The sequence below is a fragment of the Azoarcus sp. Soil_N_20 genome, assembly GCF_057656155.1.
Genome location: NZ_JBDGKX010000005.1, coordinates 117754 through 136662, shown reverse-complemented (window position 1 = coordinate 136662; position 18909 = coordinate 117754). Strand labels below are relative to the sequence as shown.

At 69.9% G+C, this 18909-nt stretch carries 16 protein-coding genes and 2 pseudogenes; 11 read left to right on the top strand and 7 right to left on the bottom strand.

The annotated features are described in order from the left end of the window. Window positions 1-100: 100 nt before the first annotated feature. From asd to recD, 3 genes are read left to right on the top strand one after another with little or no spacing between them, the layout of a single operon-like run. The gene (gene asd, locus AC3A35_RS12045; protein ID WP_487436341.1) at window positions 101-952 is read left to right on the top strand and encodes an archaetidylserine decarboxylase; all 852 of its coding nucleotides are present in this window, start codon (window positions 101-103) and stop codon (window positions 950-952) included. A gap of 32 nt (window positions 953-984) precedes the next feature. After that, the gene (recB, locus tag AC3A35_RS12040; RefSeq protein ID WP_487436340.1) at window positions 985-4728 is read left to right on the top strand and encodes an exodeoxyribonuclease V subunit beta; all 3744 of its coding nucleotides are present in this window, start codon (window positions 985-987) and stop codon (window positions 4726-4728) included. Between the two features lie 13 nt (window positions 4729-4741). Further along, entirely contained in the window at window positions 4742-6631 is a 1890-nt protein-coding gene (gene recD, locus AC3A35_RS12035) for an exodeoxyribonuclease V subunit alpha (RefSeq protein WP_487436339.1), read from the top strand. On the opposite strand, the gene AC3A35_RS12030 is transcribed toward recD, so the two are convergent. Genes AC3A35_RS12030 through AC3A35_RS12010 form a run of 5 tightly spaced genes read right to left on the bottom strand, consistent with a single transcriptional unit; the run spans window position 6594 to window position 9832 of the window. Beyond that, window positions 6594-7520 carry a metal ABC transporter solute-binding protein, Zn/Mn family gene (locus tag AC3A35_RS12030; protein WP_487436338.1) on the bottom strand — a complete coding sequence of 309 codons (927 nt, stop codon included), beginning with the start codon at window positions 7518-7520 and terminating at the stop codon, window positions 6594-6596. The genes recD and AC3A35_RS12030 overlap by 38 nt on opposite strands. A 15-nt stretch (window positions 7521-7535) precedes the next feature. Continuing rightward, window positions 7536-8408 (bottom strand): metal ABC transporter permease, encoded by an 873-nt coding sequence (locus AC3A35_RS12025; RefSeq protein WP_487436337.1) that lies wholly within the window; start codon window positions 8406-8408, stop codon window positions 7536-7538. Further along, on the bottom strand, window positions 8405-9163 hold the full coding sequence (locus tag AC3A35_RS12020) for a metal ABC transporter ATP-binding protein (RefSeq protein ID WP_487436336.1): 759 nt from the start codon (window positions 9161-9163) through the stop codon (window positions 8405-8407). The genes AC3A35_RS12025 and AC3A35_RS12020 overlap by 4 nt, the downstream gene beginning before the upstream one ends. 1 nt (window position 9164) lies before the next feature. Then, window positions 9165-9311, bottom strand: a complete 147-nt coding sequence (locus AC3A35_RS12015) for a hypothetical protein (RefSeq protein WP_487436335.1) — start codon at window positions 9309-9311, stop codon at window positions 9165-9167. 32 nt (window positions 9312-9343) lie between these two features. Further along, complete coding sequence (locus tag AC3A35_RS12010) at window positions 9344-9832, bottom strand: Fur family transcriptional regulator (RefSeq protein WP_487436334.1); 489 nt, start codon at window positions 9830-9832, stop codon at window positions 9344-9346. Window positions 9833-9937: 105 nt separating this feature from the next. On the opposite strand from AC3A35_RS12010, the gene AC3A35_RS12005 reads away from it, so the two are divergent. The 4 genes from AC3A35_RS12005 to AC3A35_RS11990 are packed head-to-tail and all read left to right on the top strand — an operon-like array spanning window position 9938 to window position 13075. Continuing rightward, on the top strand, window positions 9938-10465 hold the full coding sequence (locus tag AC3A35_RS12005) for a DUF2796 domain-containing protein (RefSeq protein WP_487436333.1): 528 nt from the start codon (window positions 9938-9940) through the stop codon (window positions 10463-10465). Next, window positions 10462-11172 (top strand): ABC transporter ATP-binding protein, encoded by a 711-nt coding sequence (locus AC3A35_RS12000; RefSeq protein ID WP_487436332.1) that lies wholly within the window; start codon window positions 10462-10464, stop codon window positions 11170-11172. The genes AC3A35_RS12005 and AC3A35_RS12000 overlap by 4 nt, the downstream gene beginning before the upstream one ends. Further along, on the top strand, window positions 11169-12458 hold the full coding sequence (locus AC3A35_RS11995) for an ABC transporter permease (RefSeq protein ID WP_487436330.1): 1290 nt from the start codon (window positions 11169-11171) through the stop codon (window positions 12456-12458). The genes AC3A35_RS12000 and AC3A35_RS11995 overlap by 4 nt, the downstream gene beginning before the upstream one ends. Before the next feature lie 2 nt (window positions 12459-12460). Continuing rightward, on the top strand, window positions 12461-13075 hold the full coding sequence (locus tag AC3A35_RS11990; protein ID WP_487436329.1) for a DUF3299 domain-containing protein: 615 nt from the start codon (window positions 12461-12463) through the stop codon (window positions 13073-13075). 25 nt (window positions 13076-13100) lie between these two features. On the opposite strand, the gene AC3A35_RS11985 is transcribed toward AC3A35_RS11990, so the two are convergent. Then, a complete protein-coding gene (locus AC3A35_RS11985) occupies window positions 13101-13469 on the bottom strand; it encodes a PilZ domain-containing protein (protein WP_487436328.1) in 369 nt (122 codons plus the stop codon). A 213-nt stretch (window positions 13470-13682) separates the two neighbouring features. On the opposite strand from AC3A35_RS11985, the gene AC3A35_RS11980 reads away from it, so the two are divergent. From AC3A35_RS11980 to AC3A35_RS11965, 4 genes and pseudogenes are all read left to right on the top strand, one after another. After that, entirely contained in the window at window positions 13683-15893 is a 2211-nt protein-coding gene (locus AC3A35_RS11980) for a type I secretion system permease/ATPase (protein ID WP_487436327.1), read from the top strand. Beyond that, window positions 15893-17311 (top strand): HlyD family type I secretion periplasmic adaptor subunit, encoded by a 1419-nt coding sequence (locus AC3A35_RS11975; protein ID WP_487436326.1) that lies wholly within the window; start codon window positions 15893-15895, stop codon window positions 17309-17311. Before AC3A35_RS11980 ends, AC3A35_RS11975 begins: the two co-directional genes overlap by 1 nt. After that, window positions 17308-17925: a response regulator transcription factor gene (locus tag AC3A35_RS11970; RefSeq protein ID WP_487436325.1), complete on the top strand. Its 618-nt coding sequence runs from the start codon at window positions 17308-17310 to the stop codon at window positions 17923-17925. The genes AC3A35_RS11975 and AC3A35_RS11970 overlap by 4 nt, the downstream gene beginning before the upstream one ends. 127 nt (window positions 17926-18052) lie before the next feature. Beyond that, window positions 18053-18424 (top strand): annotated as a pseudogene (locus AC3A35_RS11965) (retention module-containing protein); the annotation flags it as partial. On the opposite strand, the pseudogene AC3A35_RS11960 reads toward AC3A35_RS11965, so the two are convergent. Next, window positions 18333-18731, bottom strand: a pseudogene (locus tag AC3A35_RS11960) (hypothetical protein); the annotation flags it as partial. The pseudogenes AC3A35_RS11965 and AC3A35_RS11960 sit on opposite strands and share 92 nt — an antisense overlap. Window positions 18732-18909 lie beyond the last annotated feature (178 nt).

Sequence of the window (18909 nt, the reverse complement as noted above, 5' to 3'; positions counted from 1 at the left end):
GGCGCCCGCCCGGTAGATTGTATGGGTGTCCCGGCTGGCGCGCTGCTCGCCCGGCGGAATCGGGCATAATCCCGGGCTGTTCAACGCCCTGGATCCCGCCGTGTCCGACCGCCTTGCCGTCCTGCCCCAGTACCTTCTGCCCAAGCAGGCCATCACCGTGCTGGCGGGCAAGCTGGCGGGCCTGCAGGCCGGCGGCCTCAGCACCCGTGTCATCGACTGGTTCGTCCATCGCTACGGCGTGAATATGGACGAGGCCGCGGACCCGGATATTCGCAGCTACACCAGTTTCAACGAATTCTTCACCCGTCCGCTGCGCGCCGGTGTGCGGCCGCTGGCGGTTGCGGAGTTCATCAGCCCGGTCGATGGGGCGATCAGCCAGTTCGGTGCGATCGAGCGCGACCAGATCTTCCAGGCCAAGGGCCACGCCTACAGCACCACCGCGCTGGTCGGCGGCGACCGCGAGCTCGCCACGAGGTTCGACGATGGCAGCTTCGCCACGCTGTATCTCAGCCCGCGCGACTACCATCGCATCCACATGCCGTGCGACGGCCGCCTGACGCGGATGATCTACGTGCCCGGCGCGCTGTTTTCGGTCAATCCGACCACTGCGCGCAGCGTGCCCGGCCTGTTCGCTCGCAACGAGCGCGTGGTGTGCGTGTTCGAGTCGGCGTTCGGCCCCTTCGTGCTGGTGCTGGTCGGCGCCACCATCGTCGGTAGCATGGCCACGGTATGGCACGGGGTGGTCAATCCGCCGCGCCTGGCCGCGGTGCGCGAGTGGCGTTACGACGACCGCCGGATCGTGCTGAAGCAGGGCGAGGAAATGGGTCGTTTCCTGCTCGGTTCCACCGTGGTGATGCTGTTTCCGCGCCCGCGGCTGAATTTCGATCCCGCCTGGGCGCCCGCCGGTCCGGTCCGCATGGGCGAGGCGATGGGAACGCGCGGCGCGGGCTGAGCCCCGCGCCGAGCCCCGGGGCCGACCGACCGATGTCCTCCTCCGACCTCGATGTGTTCACCTGCGCACTCGACGGCATCGGCCTGATCGAGGCCTCGGCCGGCACCGGCAAGACCTGGAACATCTGCGGCCTCTACCTGCGCCAGTTGCTCGAACGCGACCTCCCGGTCGGCGCGCTGCTGGTGGTCACCTTTACCCGGGCCGCCACCGCCGAACTGGCCACCCGCATTCGCGACCGCATCGTCGACACCCTGCGCGTGCTCGATGGCGGCGATCCCGGCGCCGACCTGTTCGTGCCGCAACTGATCCGTACCGTGACCGCGGCCGGTGTCGCCCCGGAGCAGATGGCACAGCGCCTGCGCCACGCATTGCAGACTTTCGATGAAGCGGCGATCTTCACCATCCACGGCTTCTGTCAGCGTGCGCTCGCCGATACCCCGTTCGCCGCCGGTCTGCCCTATGCGCTCGAACTGACCGAGGACGACAGCGCGCTGCGCATCGAAGTGGCGCAGGACTTCTGGCGCCGCGAGGTGGCCGGCGGCAGCCTGCCGCCGGTGCTGGTCGAGTTGCTGCTGCAACGGGGCGATTGCCCCGACCTGTGGGCCGAGTACCTCAAGGCGGCGATGGCGCGACCGCTTGCCGAGGTGTTGTGGGACGAGGGTGTCGCGGCGGGCGCGCTGGATGGCGCCGGCGACGATCTCGCCCGTGCCTATCGCGCGGCGTGCGCGCAGTGGGCCGGGGGCGACGCGGTGATGGCGGCGCTGGTGGCGGCGGCCGACGGGCTGCACAAGGGCAGCTACAAGGCGGACGCGATCGAGCGTGCGCACCAGCAATGGGACGACTGGCTGGGTGCCGGCGATGCGCGCCATCCACTGCCCGTCGACAAGGAGCGCAAGCTGCAGCTGCTGGCCGCCGACACCCTGGCCGCGAAGGCGACCAAGGACGGCATCAAGCGTGGCATCGCGCCTCCGCAGCACGCCTTTTTCGACGCCGCCGCCGCCCTGATCGAGGCCCGCGAGCGCGCCGACGGCATGCTCGAGGGCGCGCGCCTGGCCTTGCTGCGCCGCTTCCTGGAAGCAGGGGCGGAGGAGCTGCGCCGCCGCAAGCGTGAGCGCCGCCTGATCGCCTTCGACGACATCCTGTGGAATGCCCATGAAGCGCTCACCTCCGGCCGCCAGCAGTGGCTGGGCGCGGCGCTGCATGCGCGCTATCCGGTGGCGCTGATCGACGAGTTCCAGGACACCGACCCGCTGCAATTCGCCATCTTCGACCACATCTACCATCGCGACGGGCGTCACGGCAGCCTGTTCCTGGTCGGCGACCCCAAGCAGGCGATCTACAGCTTCCGCAGTGCCGACCTGTTCACCTACCTCGCCGCCCGCGATACCGCCGATGCCCGTTACAGCCTGGGGCGCAACCAGCGTTCGGCGGCGGCCCTGATCGAGGCCTGCAACGGCCTGTTCGGCGCCAACCCGAAGGTGTTCATGCTCGACGGGCTGGATTATCGGGCGGTGGGTCGCGGCGAGCGGGCGCGCCCGCCGCTGGTGGACGACACCCCGTCCGGCGCCAGCGCGGCGGCGCTGCGCCTGTGGCGCATTCCGCGCGACGAGGCGCACGAGGGCGAGGAGGGCGGCGACCGCCTGCCGCGTGCGCTGGCGATGCAGCGTGCGGCGGCGGCGACCGCGGCCGAGATCGCCCGCCTGCTCGCCGCCGGCGCGGTCGGTCGGGTGCGGATCGGCGAGCGCGGCCTGGCCCCGGCCGACATCGCGGTGCTGGTGCGCAGCCACGGCCAGGGCGCGCGCATGCGCCAGGCGCTGGCGCGCATGGGCGTGGGCAGCGTGGAGTTGTCGCAGGCGAGCGTGTTCGCCACCGACGATGCCGAGGAACTCGAACGGGTGCTGCTGGCGATCAGCGAGCCGGGGCGCGAGCGCCGGGTCAAGGCCGCGCTGGCGACCACGCTGATGGGGCGCGATGCGGCGGCACTGGCTGCGCTCGCCGCCGACGAGGACGCCCTGCTCGATCTCCTCGAACGCTTTTCGCGCTGGCGCGACGCCTGGCTGCGCCACGGCTTCGGGGTCATGCTGCGGCGCTGGATGAGCGACGAGGGCGTGGCCACCCGCCTGCTCGCCCGCGACGATGGCGAGCGCCGCCTGACCAATTTGATGCACCTGGCCGAACTGCTGCAGCAGGCGGCGGGCGGCGCCTCCGCCGAGGTGCTGCTGCGCACGCTGGCCACCGCGCGGCGCGACCAGGGCGGAGGCGACGCCGCGCAGCTGCGGCTGGAGTCCGACCGCAACCTGGTGCAGATCGTCACCATCCACCGCGCCAAGGGGCTGGAATTCGGCGTGGTGTTCTGCCCGTTCCTGTTCGACGGCCATCCGCCCCGGACCGGGGGCGGACCGATGCGAGCCTGGCATCGCGACGACGGCCGCCTGGTGCTCGACTACCGCCTTGCCGCCGCGTCCGACCCCGATGTCGCCAACCGGCTGCTGCGCGAGCGCCAGGCCGAGGACCTGCGTCTGATCTACGTGGCGCTGACCCGCGCCGTGCATCGCTGCTACCTCACCGTCGGCTGCTACGCCACGATGAGCTTCGGCCGGCCGGGCTACAGCGAGAGTGCGCGCAGCCTGCTCAACTGGATGGTGGCCGGGGCCGGCACCGCGGTGGACGCCTGGCGCGAGCAGAAATCGAATCCGGCCGAGATCGATGCGCACTGGCGCAGCCTGGTCGCCCGCTGCGTGGTCGATGGTGCGCCGGTGATGGCGCTCGACGACCTGCCCGCCGGCGACGGCGAGCCCTTGCCGGCGGCCGCTGCCGGCCCGCGCCTGCCCCGTGCGCAGCGTCCGCCGCAGGTGCCGGTCGGCTGGCGCATGGGCAGCTTCAGCGCGCTGATCTCGGGTGCCGGCCACGAAGACGCGGCGATCGATCACGACGCCCGCATCGTGGCCGCCGAGGTCGAGCCCGCCGCGGCGGCGGACGACGATCCGGGGCCGGTCGGGGTGCCGGCGGCCGAAGACATCCTGCGCTTCCCGCGCGGACCGGTGGCGGGCGACTGCCTGCACGCGGTCTTCGAGCAGATCGACTTCGGCAACCCGGCGGGCTGGGACGCGGCCATCGATGCGGCGCTGCGCGCCCATCCGCAGCACGTTGCCGGTGACGCCGAGCGCGCCCGGCTGCCGCGCATGCTGCGCCATCTGCTCGACGATGTTCTGGCCACGCCGCTGGTCGACGCGCCGGGTGACCGCGCGCTGGTGTTGTCCGCGGTCGCGCCCGCCCGGCGCATGGTCGAGCTGGGCTTCCAGCTGCCCGCCCCGCAGCTGTCGGCCGCCGCGCTCAACGCCTGGCTCGCGGCCCACGGCTACCGCATGCCGCGACTCGGGTTTGCCGACCTGGCCGGCTACCTCAAGGGCTACATCGATCTGGTATTCGAGCACGCGGGCCGTTTCTGGGTGCTCGACTGGAAGTCCAACCACCTCGGTGAGCGCCCGGCCGACTACGGTCCGGCTGCGCTCGACGCCGCGATGCAGGGCCACGGCTACCATCTGCAGCATCTGCTCTACACCGTGGCGGTGCACCGTCACCTCGGGCGCAGCCTGCCCGGCTACGACTACGACACCCACTTCGGCGGCGTGCTCTATCTGTTCGTGCGCGGGGTGCGGCCGGGGTGGAAGGTGGCGGGCCAGCCGGCCGGGGTGTTCCGCCACCGTGCCCCGCGGGCCGTGATCGAAACGCTCGACGCCTTGCTCGCGGCGCGGGTTGCGGCCACCCTGACGTGAACGGAGCGAACTGATGCCGGCCGTCGACGCCTTCGCCGCCGCGGCGCCCGGGACCCCTTCCCGCGTGTCTCCCGAATTCGACCTCGCCGAGGGCTTTGCCGCGCATCTGCAGGACTGGGCGCGCGCGCTGGGTGCGCCGGCCGCGGCCCTTGCGGTGCTGGCGCCGGTGGCGCGTGCGCTGGCGCTCGCCGCCGCCGAGGGCCATGTGTGCCTGGCGCTGGAGCAGCTGGCGGCGCCCGACGCCGTCGGCTGCCCGCCCGGGGAGCTGCGCCGCCTGCTGGTGGACAGCGGCGTCACCGTCGAGGTGGCAGCGTTGCCGCCGTCCGCTTCTGCGCATCCGCTGGTGCTCGATGCCGACGGCCGGCTCTATCTGCGCCGCTTCTTCGACCTCGAGCAGCGCCTCGCCGGCGCCCTGGTGGGGCGCGCGCGGATGCCGCCCGCGGCCGTGCCGGATCGCTTGCACGCCACCCTGGAGGCGCTCTTTCCGGCGCGTGTCGATGCTGCGCCCGACTGGCAGAAGCTGGCGGTCGCGCTCGCGCTCCACAGCCGGCTGACGGTGATCAGCGGCGGGCCCGGAACCGGCAAGACCACCACCGTGGCCGCGCTGCTGGCCTGTCTGCTCGAACTCGCGCCCAAGCTGCGCATCGCGCTCGCCGCCCCCACCGGCAAGGCCGCGGCGCGCATGCTGGAGGCGCTGCGTGCGCGTGCCGCCCAACTGCCGGCCACGGTGCGCGCGCGCCTGCCGGCCGAAGCCCACACCTTGCACCGCCTGCTCGGGGTGACGCCGGAGGCGGGCCGGTTTCGCCACCATGCGGGCAACCTGCTCGCGGTCGACCTGCTGGTGGTGGACGAGGCGTCGATGCTCGATCTCGCCCTCGCCACCCGGGTGCTCGACGCGCTGCCCCCCGACGCCCGCCTGGTGCTGCTCGGCGACAAGGACCAGCTCGCCGCAGTGGAAGCGGGTGCGGTGTTCGCCGAGCTCTCTGCCGGACGCAGCTTCAGCACCGCCATGATCGCCCGTCTGGCGACCCTGAGCGGGACGCCGGAGCCGGTCCTGCATGCTGCGCTGCCGGTTTCCGGGCCGGCGGCGGCGCTTGCCGACAGCGTGATCTGGCTCAGCGAGAGTCATCGCTTCCGGCGCGATTCGGGCATCGGCCGGCTGGCGGCGGACATCAACGCCGGTGCGGGCACGGCTGCGCTCGACTGGCTGCGTGCCGGCGCCGACGCATCGGTGCGCTGGATCGACGACGACGGCGCCCGTCCGTGCGCGGCCACGCTGGCGGCGATGGAAGCCGGCTACGCCGACTACTTTGCCGCGCTGCACGCACCGGTGGCCGATCCGCAGGCGCGGGTGGCGGCCGCCTTTGCCGCCTTCGACCACTTTCGGGTGCTGGTGGCGGTGCATGAGGGGCCGCGCGGGCTGGCGGCGCTCAATCTGCATCTCGAACGGCGGCTGCGGGTCGCGCTCGACCAGCCGGCGGAACGCGGGGCGGGGAACGCGTGGTTCGGCCGGCCGGTGATCGTGTTGCGCAACGACATGCTGCTCGGCCTCTACAACGGCGACATCGGCCTGTGCCTGCCGGCGCCCGGCGGCGAGCTGATGGTGTTCTTTCCGCAGCCCGGCGGCGGCTACCGCAGCATCGCGCCGCTGCGGCTGCCGGCGCACGACACCGCGTTTGCGCTCACCGTGCACAAGAGCCAGGGCTCGGAGTTCGACGAGGTGTTGCTGGTGCTGCCGGCGACCCCGGTGCGGGTGCTGACGCGCGAACTGCTCTATACCGGGGTGACGCGGGCGGCGCGCCGGGTCACGCTGGCCGGGCCGGCGCGCGTGTTCGCCGCCGGCTGCGCGCTGCGTACCCGGCGCCTCAGCGGGCTGGCGGCGAGGCTCGAAGCGCAGCCGTGAGGGTGCGCAGGTTGTGGCGCATCATCGCCACATAGTCCGGCGCCGGCCCGTCGGCGGCCGACAACGCGTCGGAATACAGCGTGCCGCCCACGGTGGCACCGCTTTCGGCGCGGATGCGCTCGATCAGGCGCGGATCGGCCACGTTCTCGATGAACACCGCAGGCACCTTTTCCTTGCGCAGCTGGCGGATCAGCCGCGCCACGCCCTGCGCGGTCGGTTCGGCATTGTTGGACACGCCCACCGGGGCCAGGAACTGCAGGCCGTAGGCGTGACCGAAATAGCCGAAGGCGTCGTGCGAGCTCACCACCTTGCGCCGGGCTTCGGGCAGGGCATCGAGGGCGTGGCGGATGTCGGCGTCGAGCGCCTCGAGTTCGCCGCGGTAGCGTTCGGCGTTGGCGCGATAGTGGGCGGCGCCTTCGGGGTCGGCGGCGATCAGGGCCGCGGCGATGTTGGCGACGTAGCGCTGCGCGTTGCCGACGTCCTGCCAGGCGTGGGGATCGATGCCGGCGCCGTGGCGGTGGCCATGGTCGTCATGGGCGCTCGCCATCTCGATGGTGTGCACGCCCATGCTGGCGATGACCACGGTGCCGGTGTAGCCCCCGGAGCGGGCGAGGCGCGTCACCCAGTCGTCGAAGCCGAGGCCGTTGGCCACCACCAGCCTTGCGCTGCCGATGCGGCGGGTGTCCGACGGGCGCGGCTGGAACGCATGGGCATCCTCGTCCGCCCCGACCAAGGTCTGGACCACGACCCGCTCGCCCCCGACCTGACGGACAAAATCGCCGAGAATGCTGAAGCTCGCGGTCACTTCGACCGGTGCCGCGTGTGCCATTGCGCTGCTCAGTGCAAGGATGGCAAAGACTTTGGCGAAGGCGCGGGAAAGCGAGGGCATCGGGACTCCGCAGGTTCAGGATTCGAGGTGTTTGCGCACCGGCAGGCGGCCGGCGAGGAGGCCGCCGGGTGCGGCCAGCAGCGAGGCGAAATACACCAGACCGCACATCAGCACGATGGCGGGGCCGGCGGGGACGTCGGCGTGGTAGGACACCAGCAGGCCGACCACGCTGCCGCCGAGCGCGAAGCTGCTCGCGAGCAACAGCAGCATCGGCAGGTTGCGTGCCCACAGGCGTCCCGCCGCCGCCGGCAGGATCATGATCCCGACCGCCATCAACGTGCCCAGCGCGTGGAAACCGCTGACCAGGTTCAGGACCACCAGCAGCAGGAAGCCATAGTGCGCCACCGGCGACCAACGGCTGACCGCGCGCAGGAAGGCGGGGTCGAAGCACTCCAGCACCAGCGGGCGGAACAGCAGCGCGAGGCCGAGCAGGGTCACGGTGGTGATGGCGGCGATCAGCAGCAGCGAGTTGTCGTCGAGTGCCAGCACCGAGCCGAACAGCACGTGCAGCAAGTCGAGATTCCGCCCGCGCAGCGACACGATCATCACCCCGGCGGCGAGCGACAGCAGGTAGAAGGCGGCGAGGCTGGCGTCCTCCTTGAGGATGGAGGCCCGCGTCACCAGCCCGGCGGCAAACACCACCACCAGCCCGGCGACGATGCCGCCGATGGTCATCGCCCCCAGCGACAGACCGAAGGCGAGGTAGCCGAGCGCGGCGCCGGGCAGGATCGCGTGGCTCATCGCGTCGCCCATCAGGCTCATCCGGCGCAGCAGCAGGAACACCCCGACCGGGGTGGCCCCGAGCGATAGCGCCAGGCAGCCGGCGAGCGCGCGACGCATGAAGCCGAAATCGGCGAACGGGCCGATCAGCAGGTCGTAGAGACTCATACCGCCTCCTCGACGTGGCATTCGCGCGCATTGTCGTCGAAGGCCTCGGACAGGTGGCGGGCGCGGGCGAGCATGACGTCGGTCATGACCTGGGTGGTCGGGCCGAACGCAACCAGTTCGCGCGCGAGCAGCAGACAGGTCGGGAAATGGCGCCGCACCTGCTCGAAGTCGTGCACCACGGTGAGGATGGTGCGGCCCTCGACATGCCAGTGCAGGATCAGGTGCACCAGATCCTCCACGGTGCGGGTGTCGATCGCGGCAAAGGGCTCGTCGAGCAGGATGATCGGCGCGTCCTGCAGGATCAGGCGCGCAAAGCGGGCGCGCTGCAACTGACCGCCCGACAATGAACCGATCGGGCGCGCCTCAAAGCCGGACATGCCCACCGCTTCGAGCGCGTGGCCCACGCGCTCGCGCTGGGCCCGGCTCACGCCGCCGAAGGGGCCCAGTTCGCGCCACAGGCCCATCGCCGCCATGTCGAACACCGACACCGGAAAGCTGTGGTCCATCTCGCTGCGCTGGGGCATGTAGGCGATGCCGCCACGCGGCAGTTCGGGCAGGTGGATGTGGCCGCCGATCGGGCGCAGTTCGCCGGCGACGCCCTTGAGCAGCGTGGATTTGCCGGCACCGTTGGGGCCGACCACGGCAACCAGTGCGCCCGCTGGGATGGCGGCGGTCAGGTGATGCACCGCCGGATGACGCTCGTAGCCGAGGGTCAGGTTGTCGAAGCGGATCATGGGCGGGACGGACGGTTGCATGTCAGGCGAGCGCCCACAGGACGGCGAGCCACAGCAGACCGGTGGCAGCGGCGGCGATCGCCAGCCGCGTGCCCAGGCCGGTGCCGAGCGGACTCGGGGGCAGCGCGGCGGCGCGGCGGGGAGCGGAGTGTTGGTGGCTATGGTTCATCGCCGGGGCTGCGCCGGGTTCAGGGTATTCATTCAGCGTTTGCTCGCGGCATCGGGGCCCAGGCGTTGCGCGCCGCAGGTCGCGCACGCACCGTGAAACACCAGTTCGGCGCGATCGAGCCGGTAGCCGTCGGGGAGCGCCACCGCGACCGCCGGCTCCAGGCTTTCGAGGCAGATCACCTGGCCGCAGCGGTCGCAGTGGAAATGGGCGTGGCGGTGGCTGTCGGCCCGTACCGCCTCGAAGCGCCAGGCCCGGTCGCTGCCCGCAATCCGGCGCGCAATACCTTGCTCGACCAGCCAGTCGAGGGCACGGTAGAGCGTAACCCGATCATGCGGGACATCCTGTGCGGCGAGGCAGGCGCCCAGTTCCTCGTGCGACATCGGCTGCACACTGGCCTGCAGGGCTTCGATCACCGCGATCCGGGTGCGGGTAACCCGCCCGCCGTGGGCGGCAATCAGGTCGCGGGTGGCGATGTGGGCATCGCCGCGCTGCGCGGTGCGGGTGCTTGGGGCAGAGGTCATTGATGCCTCGCAGTTTGCGGTTGGAACTGCAACATTGTAGCATTTGTGTCCGCCTGGTCGCATACCAGCTGCACTACCCAATATCCGGTTCGTGATGGAGATGCCATGAAGCGACGCTTGTCCGGTCTGGCCGCCGCCCTGTTGTGCACCACTGCGGCTCTTGCGCAGCACGCCCATGCGCCGCATGAACACGGCGTCGCCGAGTTGCGGGTCGCGATCGAGGGCGAAATGCTCGAGATCGAATTCGCCAGTCCGCTCGACAATCTGGTCGGCTTCGAACATGCACCGGGTACCGACCGGCAGCGCTCGGCGCTGGCCAATGCCGAGCGCACGCTGAACAACTTCGAGCGGCTGTTCGCACTGCCTGCCGCCGCGGGCTGCACGGTGAGCGAGACCGCGCTCGAACCTCCGTTCGGTGGGAACGGCGCGCAGGCACCCGCGGACCCGGCGGGGCACGCCGAACTGAGCGTGACCTACACCGTGCGCTGCACCGCCCCGGCTGCGCTCGATCGCCTCGAGGTCAGGATCTTCGACGCCTTTCCGGCCACGCGCCGGATCCGCGCCGAGCGTGTCTCGCCGCGCGGCCAGAGTGCCGCCACGCTCACCGCGCAGCAGCGCTCGCTTGCCTTGTGACCCCTCCTGCCGTTGCACTGCGTGATGTACGGCTGCGCTGGCCGGGCGCGGCGACCGACTGCCTGGCGATCGAACGCTTCGAACTGGCGCCGGGCGAGCGCGTTTTCCTGCAGGGCCCGAGTGGCAGCGGCAAGAGCACCCTGCTGTCGCTGATCGGCGGGGTGCTGCCACCGTCGGCGGGCACGGTCAGCGTGGCCGGGCAGACGCTCGCGGCGCTGTCGCCGGCCGCGCGCGACCGCTATCGGGCCGATCACGTCGGCTTCATCTTCCAGCTCTTCAACCTGCTGCCCTATCTGTCGGCGCGCGACAACATCCTGCTGGCATGCCGTTTCTCGGCGGCGCGGCGCGAGCGGCTGCGGCGCAGCGGACGTTCGCCTGCCGACGAGGCGCTGCGGCTGGCGGGGCATCTCGATCTCGCCCCGGAACTGCTCGAGCGTCCGGCCTCCGCCCTGTCGGTGGGTCAGCAGCAGCGCGTGGCGGCGGCGCGGGCGCTGATCGGGCAGCCCGGGCTGGTGGTCGCCGACGAGCCGACTTCCGCTCTGGATGCCGACCGCCAGACCGGTTTTCTCGACCTGCTGCTGGGCGAATGCGCGGCGGCGGGAGCGGCGTTGCTGTTCGTCAGCCATGACGCGCGACTGGCAACGCGCTTCAATCGGGTGCTCTGTTTGAGCGACATCAACCAGGCCGCGGCCGGGGCGGCGCAGTGAGCCCGATCTGGCATCTGAGCTGGCGCAGCGTGGCCAACCGCCGGCTGTCGGTGGCGCTGACCGTGATCGCGGTCGCGCTGGCGGTGGCGATGCTGATCGGGGTCGAACGCCTGCGCAACGATGCCCGCGAGGGTTTCGCCCGCACCCTCGCGGGGACGGACCTGATCGTCGGCGCGCGCAGCGGCCCGGTGCAATTGCTGCTGTACTCGGTGTTCCACATGGGCAACGCTACCAACAATGTCTCATGGGACAGCCTGCAGCGGATCGCGGCGCTACCCCAGGTCGACTGGCTGGTGCCGATCTCGCTGGGCGACTCGCATCGCGGCTTCCGCGTGGTCGGCACCACGGCGGAGTTCTTCAGCCGCTACCGCTACGGCCTCGACCGGCCCCTCGTCCTCGCCGCCGGCCGCCCGTTTGCGGCTGCGCCCGAGGGGCTGTTCGAGGTGGTGATCGGTGCCGAGGTCGCGGCGCGCTTCGGCTACCGCGCCGGCGACCGCGTCGTGCTCAGCCATGGCAGCGGAGGGGGGGTGAGCTTTGCCGACCATGCGGACAAGCCCTTTACCGTGGTCGGCGTCCTGGCGCGCAGCGGCACGCCGGTCGATCGTTCCTTGCTGGTCGGTCTGGAAGGCATCGAGGCCATCCATGTCGATTGGCAAGGCGGGGCGCCGATTCCGGGGCTGAGCATCGCGCCGGAGCATGTGCGCAAGTTCGATCTCCGCCCGAAGACGGTCACCGCTGCGTTGGTCGGACTCAAGAGCCGGGTGGCCGTGTTCCGCGTGCAACGCCAGATCAACACCTTCGCGACCGAGCCGCTGACTGCGATCCTGCCCGGGGCGACGCTGCAGGAGCTGTGGGGCCTGGTCGGCATCGCCGAGCAGGCGCTGCTCGCGGTGTCGGCGCTGGTGGTGGTGGTCGGCCTCGCCGGGCTGGTCGCGGTGATGGTCGCCAGCCTTGGGGAACGTCGTCGCGAACTGGCGATCCTGCGCGCGCTTGGCGCCGGTCCGCGGCAGATTCTGGCCCTGCTCGCGCTCGAGAGCATGGCGCTGGCGCTGGCCGGGATCGTTTGTGGCCTGGTCCTGGTCTATGGTGCAAGCGCCGCGCTGGCACCATGGCTCGCGGCGGAGTTCGGGCTCCATCTGGCCACGGGCTGGCCCCCGGGCTGGCCGTCGGTGTCAGAATGGACATTGCTCGGCGCGGTATTCGCCGCCAGCATGCTGGCGAGCCTGGTGCCGGGTATCCAGGCCTACCGCTATTCGGTGGCCGATGGCATGACGATCAGGATCTGACCATGAAACATCTGAAACGCGTTGCCGCGCTGCTGGCAGTGGTGGTGGGATTGTCCGCGCAGCTTGCGCTGGCGCAGAAGACGGCGCCGGCCGCAGCCGACGGCTATCAGGTCGGCGACCGTCTGGTGGCCCCGGGCAAGGGCGGCAGCGGTGACTTTCGCGAGATCAGCTGGGACGACCTGATCCCGGCCGACTGGCATCCGGAGCAGTTCCTCGCCGATCTCAAGCTCGGCGAACTGCAGGACAGCGATCCGCGCGCGATCGAAGCGATGCAGAAAATGCGCGAGGAATGGGATCGGGCGCCGCTGGTGGAGCGCTTCAATGGCCAGCGCATTCGCATCCCCGGCTTCATCGTGCCGCTCGAAACCGATGGCAAGATGATCCGCGAGTTCCTGCTGGTACCGTATTTCGGCGCCTGCGTGCACGTCCCGCCGCCGCCGGCCAACCAGCTCATCCACGTGATGCCCGACCAGCCGGTGACGGCGAAGCTGAACATGATGCCGGTGTGGGTCAACGGCGTGATCAATGTGGCGCGCTTCGAGTCCGACCTCGGCAACGCCGGCTACCAGGTGCGCGCGATCAAGGTGGAGGAGTACAAGGAGCCACTGCCGAAGTGAGCATGAATGCGCAATCCGCCCGCATCTAGGCCGAGATCAGCGCGGACAACTCGCGGTTGAGCAGTTCGGCGTCGCCGAGATTGAGTTCGAGCAGGCGCCGCAGGTGGGTGATGCTGTCGAGGTCGATCTCGCGGCAGACCAGACCCAGCTGATGGCCGCACCGATGGGCAAGGGTCGCCTCCATGCGCACCACGACGGCGTTCCCGGCGAGGGTGATTTCGAGCAGGCAGTGCTCGTCGTCCGCCATTGCCGGGAGATCTTCTTCCAACTCGACAAGAGCGCCCTTGAGCGCGAGATCGAGTACCGCGCACGGCAGCTGCCGGTCGGCCACCAATAGCCGGGCATTGCCACTGAACCGGATGCGCGAGTAGTGCCGTCGTTGTTCGCTGTGCATGGCGTTCTCCGCTGTCATCGGATCTGCGTGGGCTTCGCCGTTGCATTCTGCGACCGGTGGCGGCGCGCCACAAGTGCGGGCGAGGAAGCGTTCCCCGATTCGGGGCGCCGACTGTGCGGTTTTTGCCGGTCGGGCTCAACTATCTGTCGACGGACCGCCAATCCTGTCTAGAATCGGCGCTCGACTCGAATCTGAAGTTCAAGCGGAGTGGGTGTGAAGGATTCCAGGCAGGAGCAAGAAGGGCTGGCCCTCGCGGGCGGGGAAGCGCGGCCGGCCGATGGTGTCGCTCCCCCGCGTGATCAACGCCTGGTCGATGACGCCCTGTTGGGTTGTCTGCTGCTCGTTGCCCGTGGTCATGGTGCCGCGTTGACGCCGGATGCGTTGTTGTCGGGCCTGCCGCTCGAGAACGGCAGGCTGTCGCCGTCGCTGCTCGCGCGTGCCGCCAGCCGTGCCGGCCTCCAGTGTCGGGTGGTCCGTACCGGGCTCGAACGGGTCAATGCCGCGTTGCTGCCGGCCGTGCTGCTGCTCAAGGATGAACGTGCCTGCGTGCTCGCGGGCTGGTCGGACGATCTCGCTCAGGCTCAGGTGGTGTTCCCCGAGCTGGGCGACACCGCGATCGCGATGGATGCCGACGAACTTGCCGAACGTTACGCCGGACACGCGATCTACCTGCGTCCCGGCTACCGTTTCGACGCCCGTGCGCCCGGCGTGCGCAAGGCCCGGCAGGGGCACTGGTTCTGGAGCGTGATCGCCGAGAACCGGGCGCTCTACCGCGACGTCCTGCTCGCCGCGTTCATGATCAATTTCTTCGCGGTGGCGATGCCGCTGTTCGTGATGAACGTGTACGACCGCGTCGTCCCCAACCACGCCATCGACACCCTGTGGGCACTGTCGATCGGGGTGCTGGCGGTGATCACCGCCGAGCTCGTGCTGCGCACGATGCGGGGCCATTTCGTCGATCTTGCCGGCAGCCGCATCGACGTGCGGCTGTCCAGTTTCATCATGGAGCGGGTGCTGGGCCTGCGCATGGAGGCGCGTCCGGCGTCGGCCGGCTCGTTCGCGGCCAACCTGCGCGCGTTCGAATCGGTGCGCGATTTCATCAGCTCGGCAACGGTCGTGGCCTTCATCGATCTGCCCTTCGCGCTGTTGTTCCTGATCGTGATCGGCTGGATCGGCTGGCAGCTGCTGATTCCCTTCGTGCTCGGGGTCTGTCTGCTGCTGGCGTATGCGATGACGGTGCAGGGGCGCATGCACGAACTGGCGGAAACGACTTATCGCGCCGGCGCGCAGCGCAATGCGACCCTGATCGAGGGGCTGGTGGGGATCGAGACGATCAAGGCCATGGGCGCCGAATCCGCCATCCAGCGCAAATGGGAGAGCAGTGCCGCATTGCTCGCCCGGGTCGGCGCCCAGCTCCGCCTGCTGGCGGCGACCACGACCAACGGCGCGCAGTGGATCCAGCAGACCGTAAGCGTGGTGATCATCGCGATCGGGGTCTATCTGATCGACGAGCGCATGCTCACCATGGGCGGGCTGATCGCCTGCTACATGCTGTCGTCGCGCGCGATGGCGCCGATCGGCCAGGTTGCTGCGCTGCTGGTCCAATACCATACTGCGGCCACCGCCCTGACCTCGCTCGACGAACTGATGGAACGTCCGGTGGAGCGCCCGGAAGGCAGCGCCTTCATCAGCCGCCAGGGACTGAAGGGCGACATCGAGCTGCGCGATGTCAGCTTCACCTATCCGGGTGAGGACACGCCGGCCCTGCGCAACGTGTCGCTGAAGATCCGCGCGGGCGAGCACGTGGCCATACTCGGGCGCATCGGTTCGGGCAAGACCACGCTGGAAAAACTGATCCTCGGCCTGTACCAGCCCACCGGCGGTGCGCTGCTGGTCGATGGCATCGACCTGCGCCAGCTGGATCCGGCCGAATTGCGGCGCAATATCGGTTACGTGCCGCAGGATGTGACCCTGTTCTACGGCTCGCTGCGCGACAACATCGCACTCTCGGCGCCGCTCGCCGACGACGCCGCGGTCGTGCGCGCGGCGCGCATCGCCGGCGTGATCGAACATGCCAACGCTCATCCGCGCGGTTTCGACATGCTGGTGGGGGAGCGTGGCGAATCGCTGTCCGGCGGCCAGCGCCAGGGCGTGGCGATCGCCCGTGCGGTGATCAACGATCCGCCCATCCTGCTGCTCGACGAGCCGACCGCGTCGATGGACCACTCCAGCGAGGAGACGGTAAAGACCCAACTGCGCAGCTATGCGGTGGGCCGCACCATGATCGTGATCACCCATCGCACCTCGCTGCTCGACATGGCCGACCGCATCATCGTCATCGATGGCGGCAAGGTGGTGGCCGACGGGCCCAAGGCCCAGGTCGTGGAGGCCCTGCGCCAGGGTCGCATCGGGAGGGCGCTGTGATGGATGGCGAGCTGCAGCGTCGCGCCTTCAAGGGCGTCGGTACCGTGTCGGCGAAAGTGGACCGGGGTTTGCGGCCCCTGGTCGAGCGGGTGTTTGCCCGCTTCATCCCGCCGACGCGGGAGGAAGGGCTCGATTGGGCCGGCGACGCCGACTGGGCCCGTCTGCAGCAGGAGCCGTTGCGTGCGCGGCTGCTGCTGCGCTATGTGACCGCAGCGTTCGCCATCCTGCTGGTGTGGGCGGCCTTTGCGCCGATCGACGAAGTGACGCGCGGCGAGGCCAAGGTCGTGCCATCCACGCAGTTGCAGATCATCCAGTCGTTCGACGGCGGCGTGGTCGAGGAAATGCCGGTGCGCGAGGGGCAGATCGTCAATGCCGGCGATCTGCTGTTGCGCATCGATCCGACCCGTTTCGTATCCTCGCTGCAGGAAAACCGCGCCCAGTACTTCGCCCTGCAGGCGCGGGCGGCGCGGCTGCAGGCGCTCACCGCGGGCACCCCGCTGGTGATGGCGCCGGAGGTCGAGCGCGAAGTGCCCGACATCGTTGCCCACGAACGCCGCCTGTACCAGTCTACCCGTGCCGAGATGGAGGCCCAGCTGTCGATTGCCCGTCAGCAGCTGAACCAGCGCGAGCAGGAGCTCAACGAAATTCGTTCCCGGCGCGAGCAGGCGGGCCGATCCTACGATCTGGTGCAGCAGGAGCTGAGCGTGACCCGGCCGCTGCTTGCGTCCGGTGCCGTCTCCGAAGTCGACCTGCTGCGGCTCGAGCGCGACGTGTCACGCTTGCGCGGCGAGCGCGACCAGGCTTCGTCGCAGATCCTGCGGATCCAGTCGGCCATCGTCGAGGCCACCGGCAAGGTGCAAGAGGTCGAGCTGAACTTCCGTAACCAGCTGCGCAACGAGCTTTCGGAAACCATGAACAAGCTCGGCAGCCTGTCCGAAGGCAGCCGGGCGCTGCAGGACCGGGTCAAGCACGCCGAGATCCGCTCGCCGGTGCGTGGTACGGTCAAGCGTCTGCTGGTCAGCACTATCGGCGGCGTGGTCCAGCCCGGCAAGGAAGTGGTCGAAATCGTGCCGCTCGACGATGCGTTGATCCTCGAAGCCCGGATCACGCCCAAGGACATTGCCTTCCTGCGCCCGGGCCAGGACGCGGTGGTGAAGTTCACCGCCTACGATTTTGCGATCTACGGTGGGCTCGATGCCGTGGTCGAGCACATTTCCGCCGACAGCGTGACCGACGACAAGGGCAATGCGTTCTACGTCATCCGGGTGCGCACACGCGAAAGCCGACTGGGCGAGAACCTGCCGATCATTCCCGGCATGGTGGCCGAAGTGGACATCATCACCGGTAAGAAGTCCGTGCTTTCCTATCTGATCAAACCCGTCATGAGAGCGAAGGCCAACGCCTTGACCGAACGATGAGCACCCACCTTTTTATCACCCCCGATTCGCGTTTGCTGCCGCGCTGGGCGGAGGCCTTCCCGGACGCGCGGGCGGCCGCCTCGGTGGCCGGCCGGCCGGCCACCCACCCGCCTGCGGTGGTCTGGGTGAGCACCGGCGCGGACGGATGGGCGGATTGCGTGTCGCAGCTGCGTGCCATCGCCGGGGTGCAGGTGGTGGTGATCTCGGACGTCCCCAACCAGGCGGAGGGACTGCAGGCCCTGGAGGCCGGTGCGCAGGGCTATTGCCATGCGTTCGCGACTGCCGCCATGTTGCGCGAGGTGGCGCTGGTGGTGGCCCACGGCGGCTTGTGGGTGGGGCCGGAGCTTATGGCACGCGTGATCCGCGCTACCGCATCCCGTCTGCCGATGCGCGCCGACGATCCGCAACCCTTGCTGTCCCGGCTCAGCGAGCGCGAGCGCGAAGTAGCCTCGGCGGTGGTGCGTGGCCTCACCAACAAGGAAGCCGCGGCCCTGTTGGCAATCACCGAGCGCACGGTCAAGGCGCACCTGAGCGCGATCTTCGAAAAGCTCGCCGTGCGTGACCGCATGCAGCTCGCCCTGGTGCTGAGGCCGGCGGCCGCGTCGGCCGTGTGAGGTTTGTCACGGCCTGTCCACTGGTCCAATAGCCCCCGTTCCGGCGCCCCTCTAGTCTGCCTGCCAGCGAAGCATTTTCCCGACCCGGCGCCGTTGGCGTACGGATGGCAGACCAGGAGAGCAGGACATGGCAAACGCACAGGCAATCGCAACCATCGTCAGTATCAGCGGCCGGGCACTCGCCCGCGATGCGGAAGGCAACACGCGCGCACTCAAGCCCGGTGATGTCCTGCTCGAAGGCGAAACCCTGATCACATCGGCTGGCGGTCGGGTCGAACTCGCGTTTATCGACGGCAGCATGCTGCAGGTCGCCGACGGCCAGTCGGTATTGATGAGCGCAGAACTGTCCGAGGCCACCCGCCCGGACGCCCCCGACGCCCAGTTGGCCGACGGCACCATCCAGCAGGTCATCGACGCGCTGAACGAAGGCGGCAACCTCGACGACGTCCTCGAGGAACCGGCCGCCGGTCTGGCGGGCGGTGCGGGTGGCGAAGGCAGCAGCTTCGTACGGCTGCTGCGGATCGCAGAGGGTATCGACCCGGTCGAGTTCGAGTTTGCGGCATCGAGCGCTGCAATTCCTCCCGAGTTTCTTGCCGGGGCGGCCGACAACGACGATCAGGCGGCAACGAACGGCCCGACCGAAGAACCGCCGACTGAAGAGCCGCCGACTGAAGAGCCGCCGACCGAAGAGCCGCCGACCGAAGAGCCGCCGACCGAAGAGCCGCCGACCGAAGAGCCGCCGACCGAAGAGCCGCCGGTCGAAGAGCCGCCGACCGAAGAACCGCCGACCGAAGAACCGCCGACCGAAGAACCGCCGACCGAAGAACCGCCGACCGAAGAACCGCCGACCGAGGAACCGCCGGTCGACGAACCGCCGACCGAAGAGCCCCCGGTCGAAGAACCCCCGGTCAACGATGCGCCCACGATCGACGTGACGGCCGGCGGCTTCACCGAAGGCAGTGCCGCCGCAGGCGCCGTGGCGGC

Coding starts and splice junctions, on each gene's coding strand:
- recD (WP_487436339.1), top strand. CDS start 4,742: ATGCCGGCCGTCGACGCCTTCGCCGCCGCGGCGCCCGGGACCCCTTCC.
- AC3A35_RS11975 (WP_487436326.1), top strand. CDS start 15,893: ATGGATGGCGAGCTGCAGCGTCGCGCCTTCAAGGGCGTCGGTACCGTG.
- AC3A35_RS11970 (WP_487436325.1), top strand. CDS start 17,308: ATGAGCACCCACCTTTTTATCACCCCCGATTCGCGTTTGCTGCCGCGC.
- AC3A35_RS12005 (WP_487436333.1), top strand. CDS start 9,938: ATGAAGCGACGCTTGTCCGGTCTGGCCGCCGCCCTGTTGTGCACCACT.
- AC3A35_RS12020 (WP_487436336.1), bottom strand. CDS start 9,163: ATGCAACCGTCCGTCCCGCCCATGATCCGCTTCGACAACCTGACCCTC.
- recB (WP_487436340.1), top strand. CDS start 985: ATGTCCTCCTCCGACCTCGATGTGTTCACCTGCGCACTCGACGGCATC.
- AC3A35_RS12015 (WP_487436335.1), bottom strand. CDS start 9,311: ATGAACCATAGCCACCAACACTCCGCTCCCCGCCGCGCCGCCGCGCTG.
- AC3A35_RS11990 (WP_487436329.1), top strand. CDS start 12,461: ATGAAACATCTGAAACGCGTTGCCGCGCTGCTGGCAGTGGTGGTGGGA.
- AC3A35_RS12030 (WP_487436338.1), bottom strand. CDS start 7,520: ATGCCCTCGCTTTCCCGCGCCTTCGCCAAAGTCTTTGCCATCCTTGCA.
- AC3A35_RS12010 (WP_487436334.1), bottom strand. CDS start 9,832: ATGACCTCTGCCCCAAGCACCCGCACCGCGCAGCGCGGCGATGCCCAC.
- AC3A35_RS11985 (WP_487436328.1), bottom strand. CDS start 13,469: ATGCACAGCGAACAACGACGGCACTACTCGCGCATCCGGTTCAGTGGC.
- AC3A35_RS12025 (WP_487436337.1), bottom strand. CDS start 8,408: ATGAGTCTCTACGACCTGCTGATCGGCCCGTTCGCCGATTTCGGCTTC.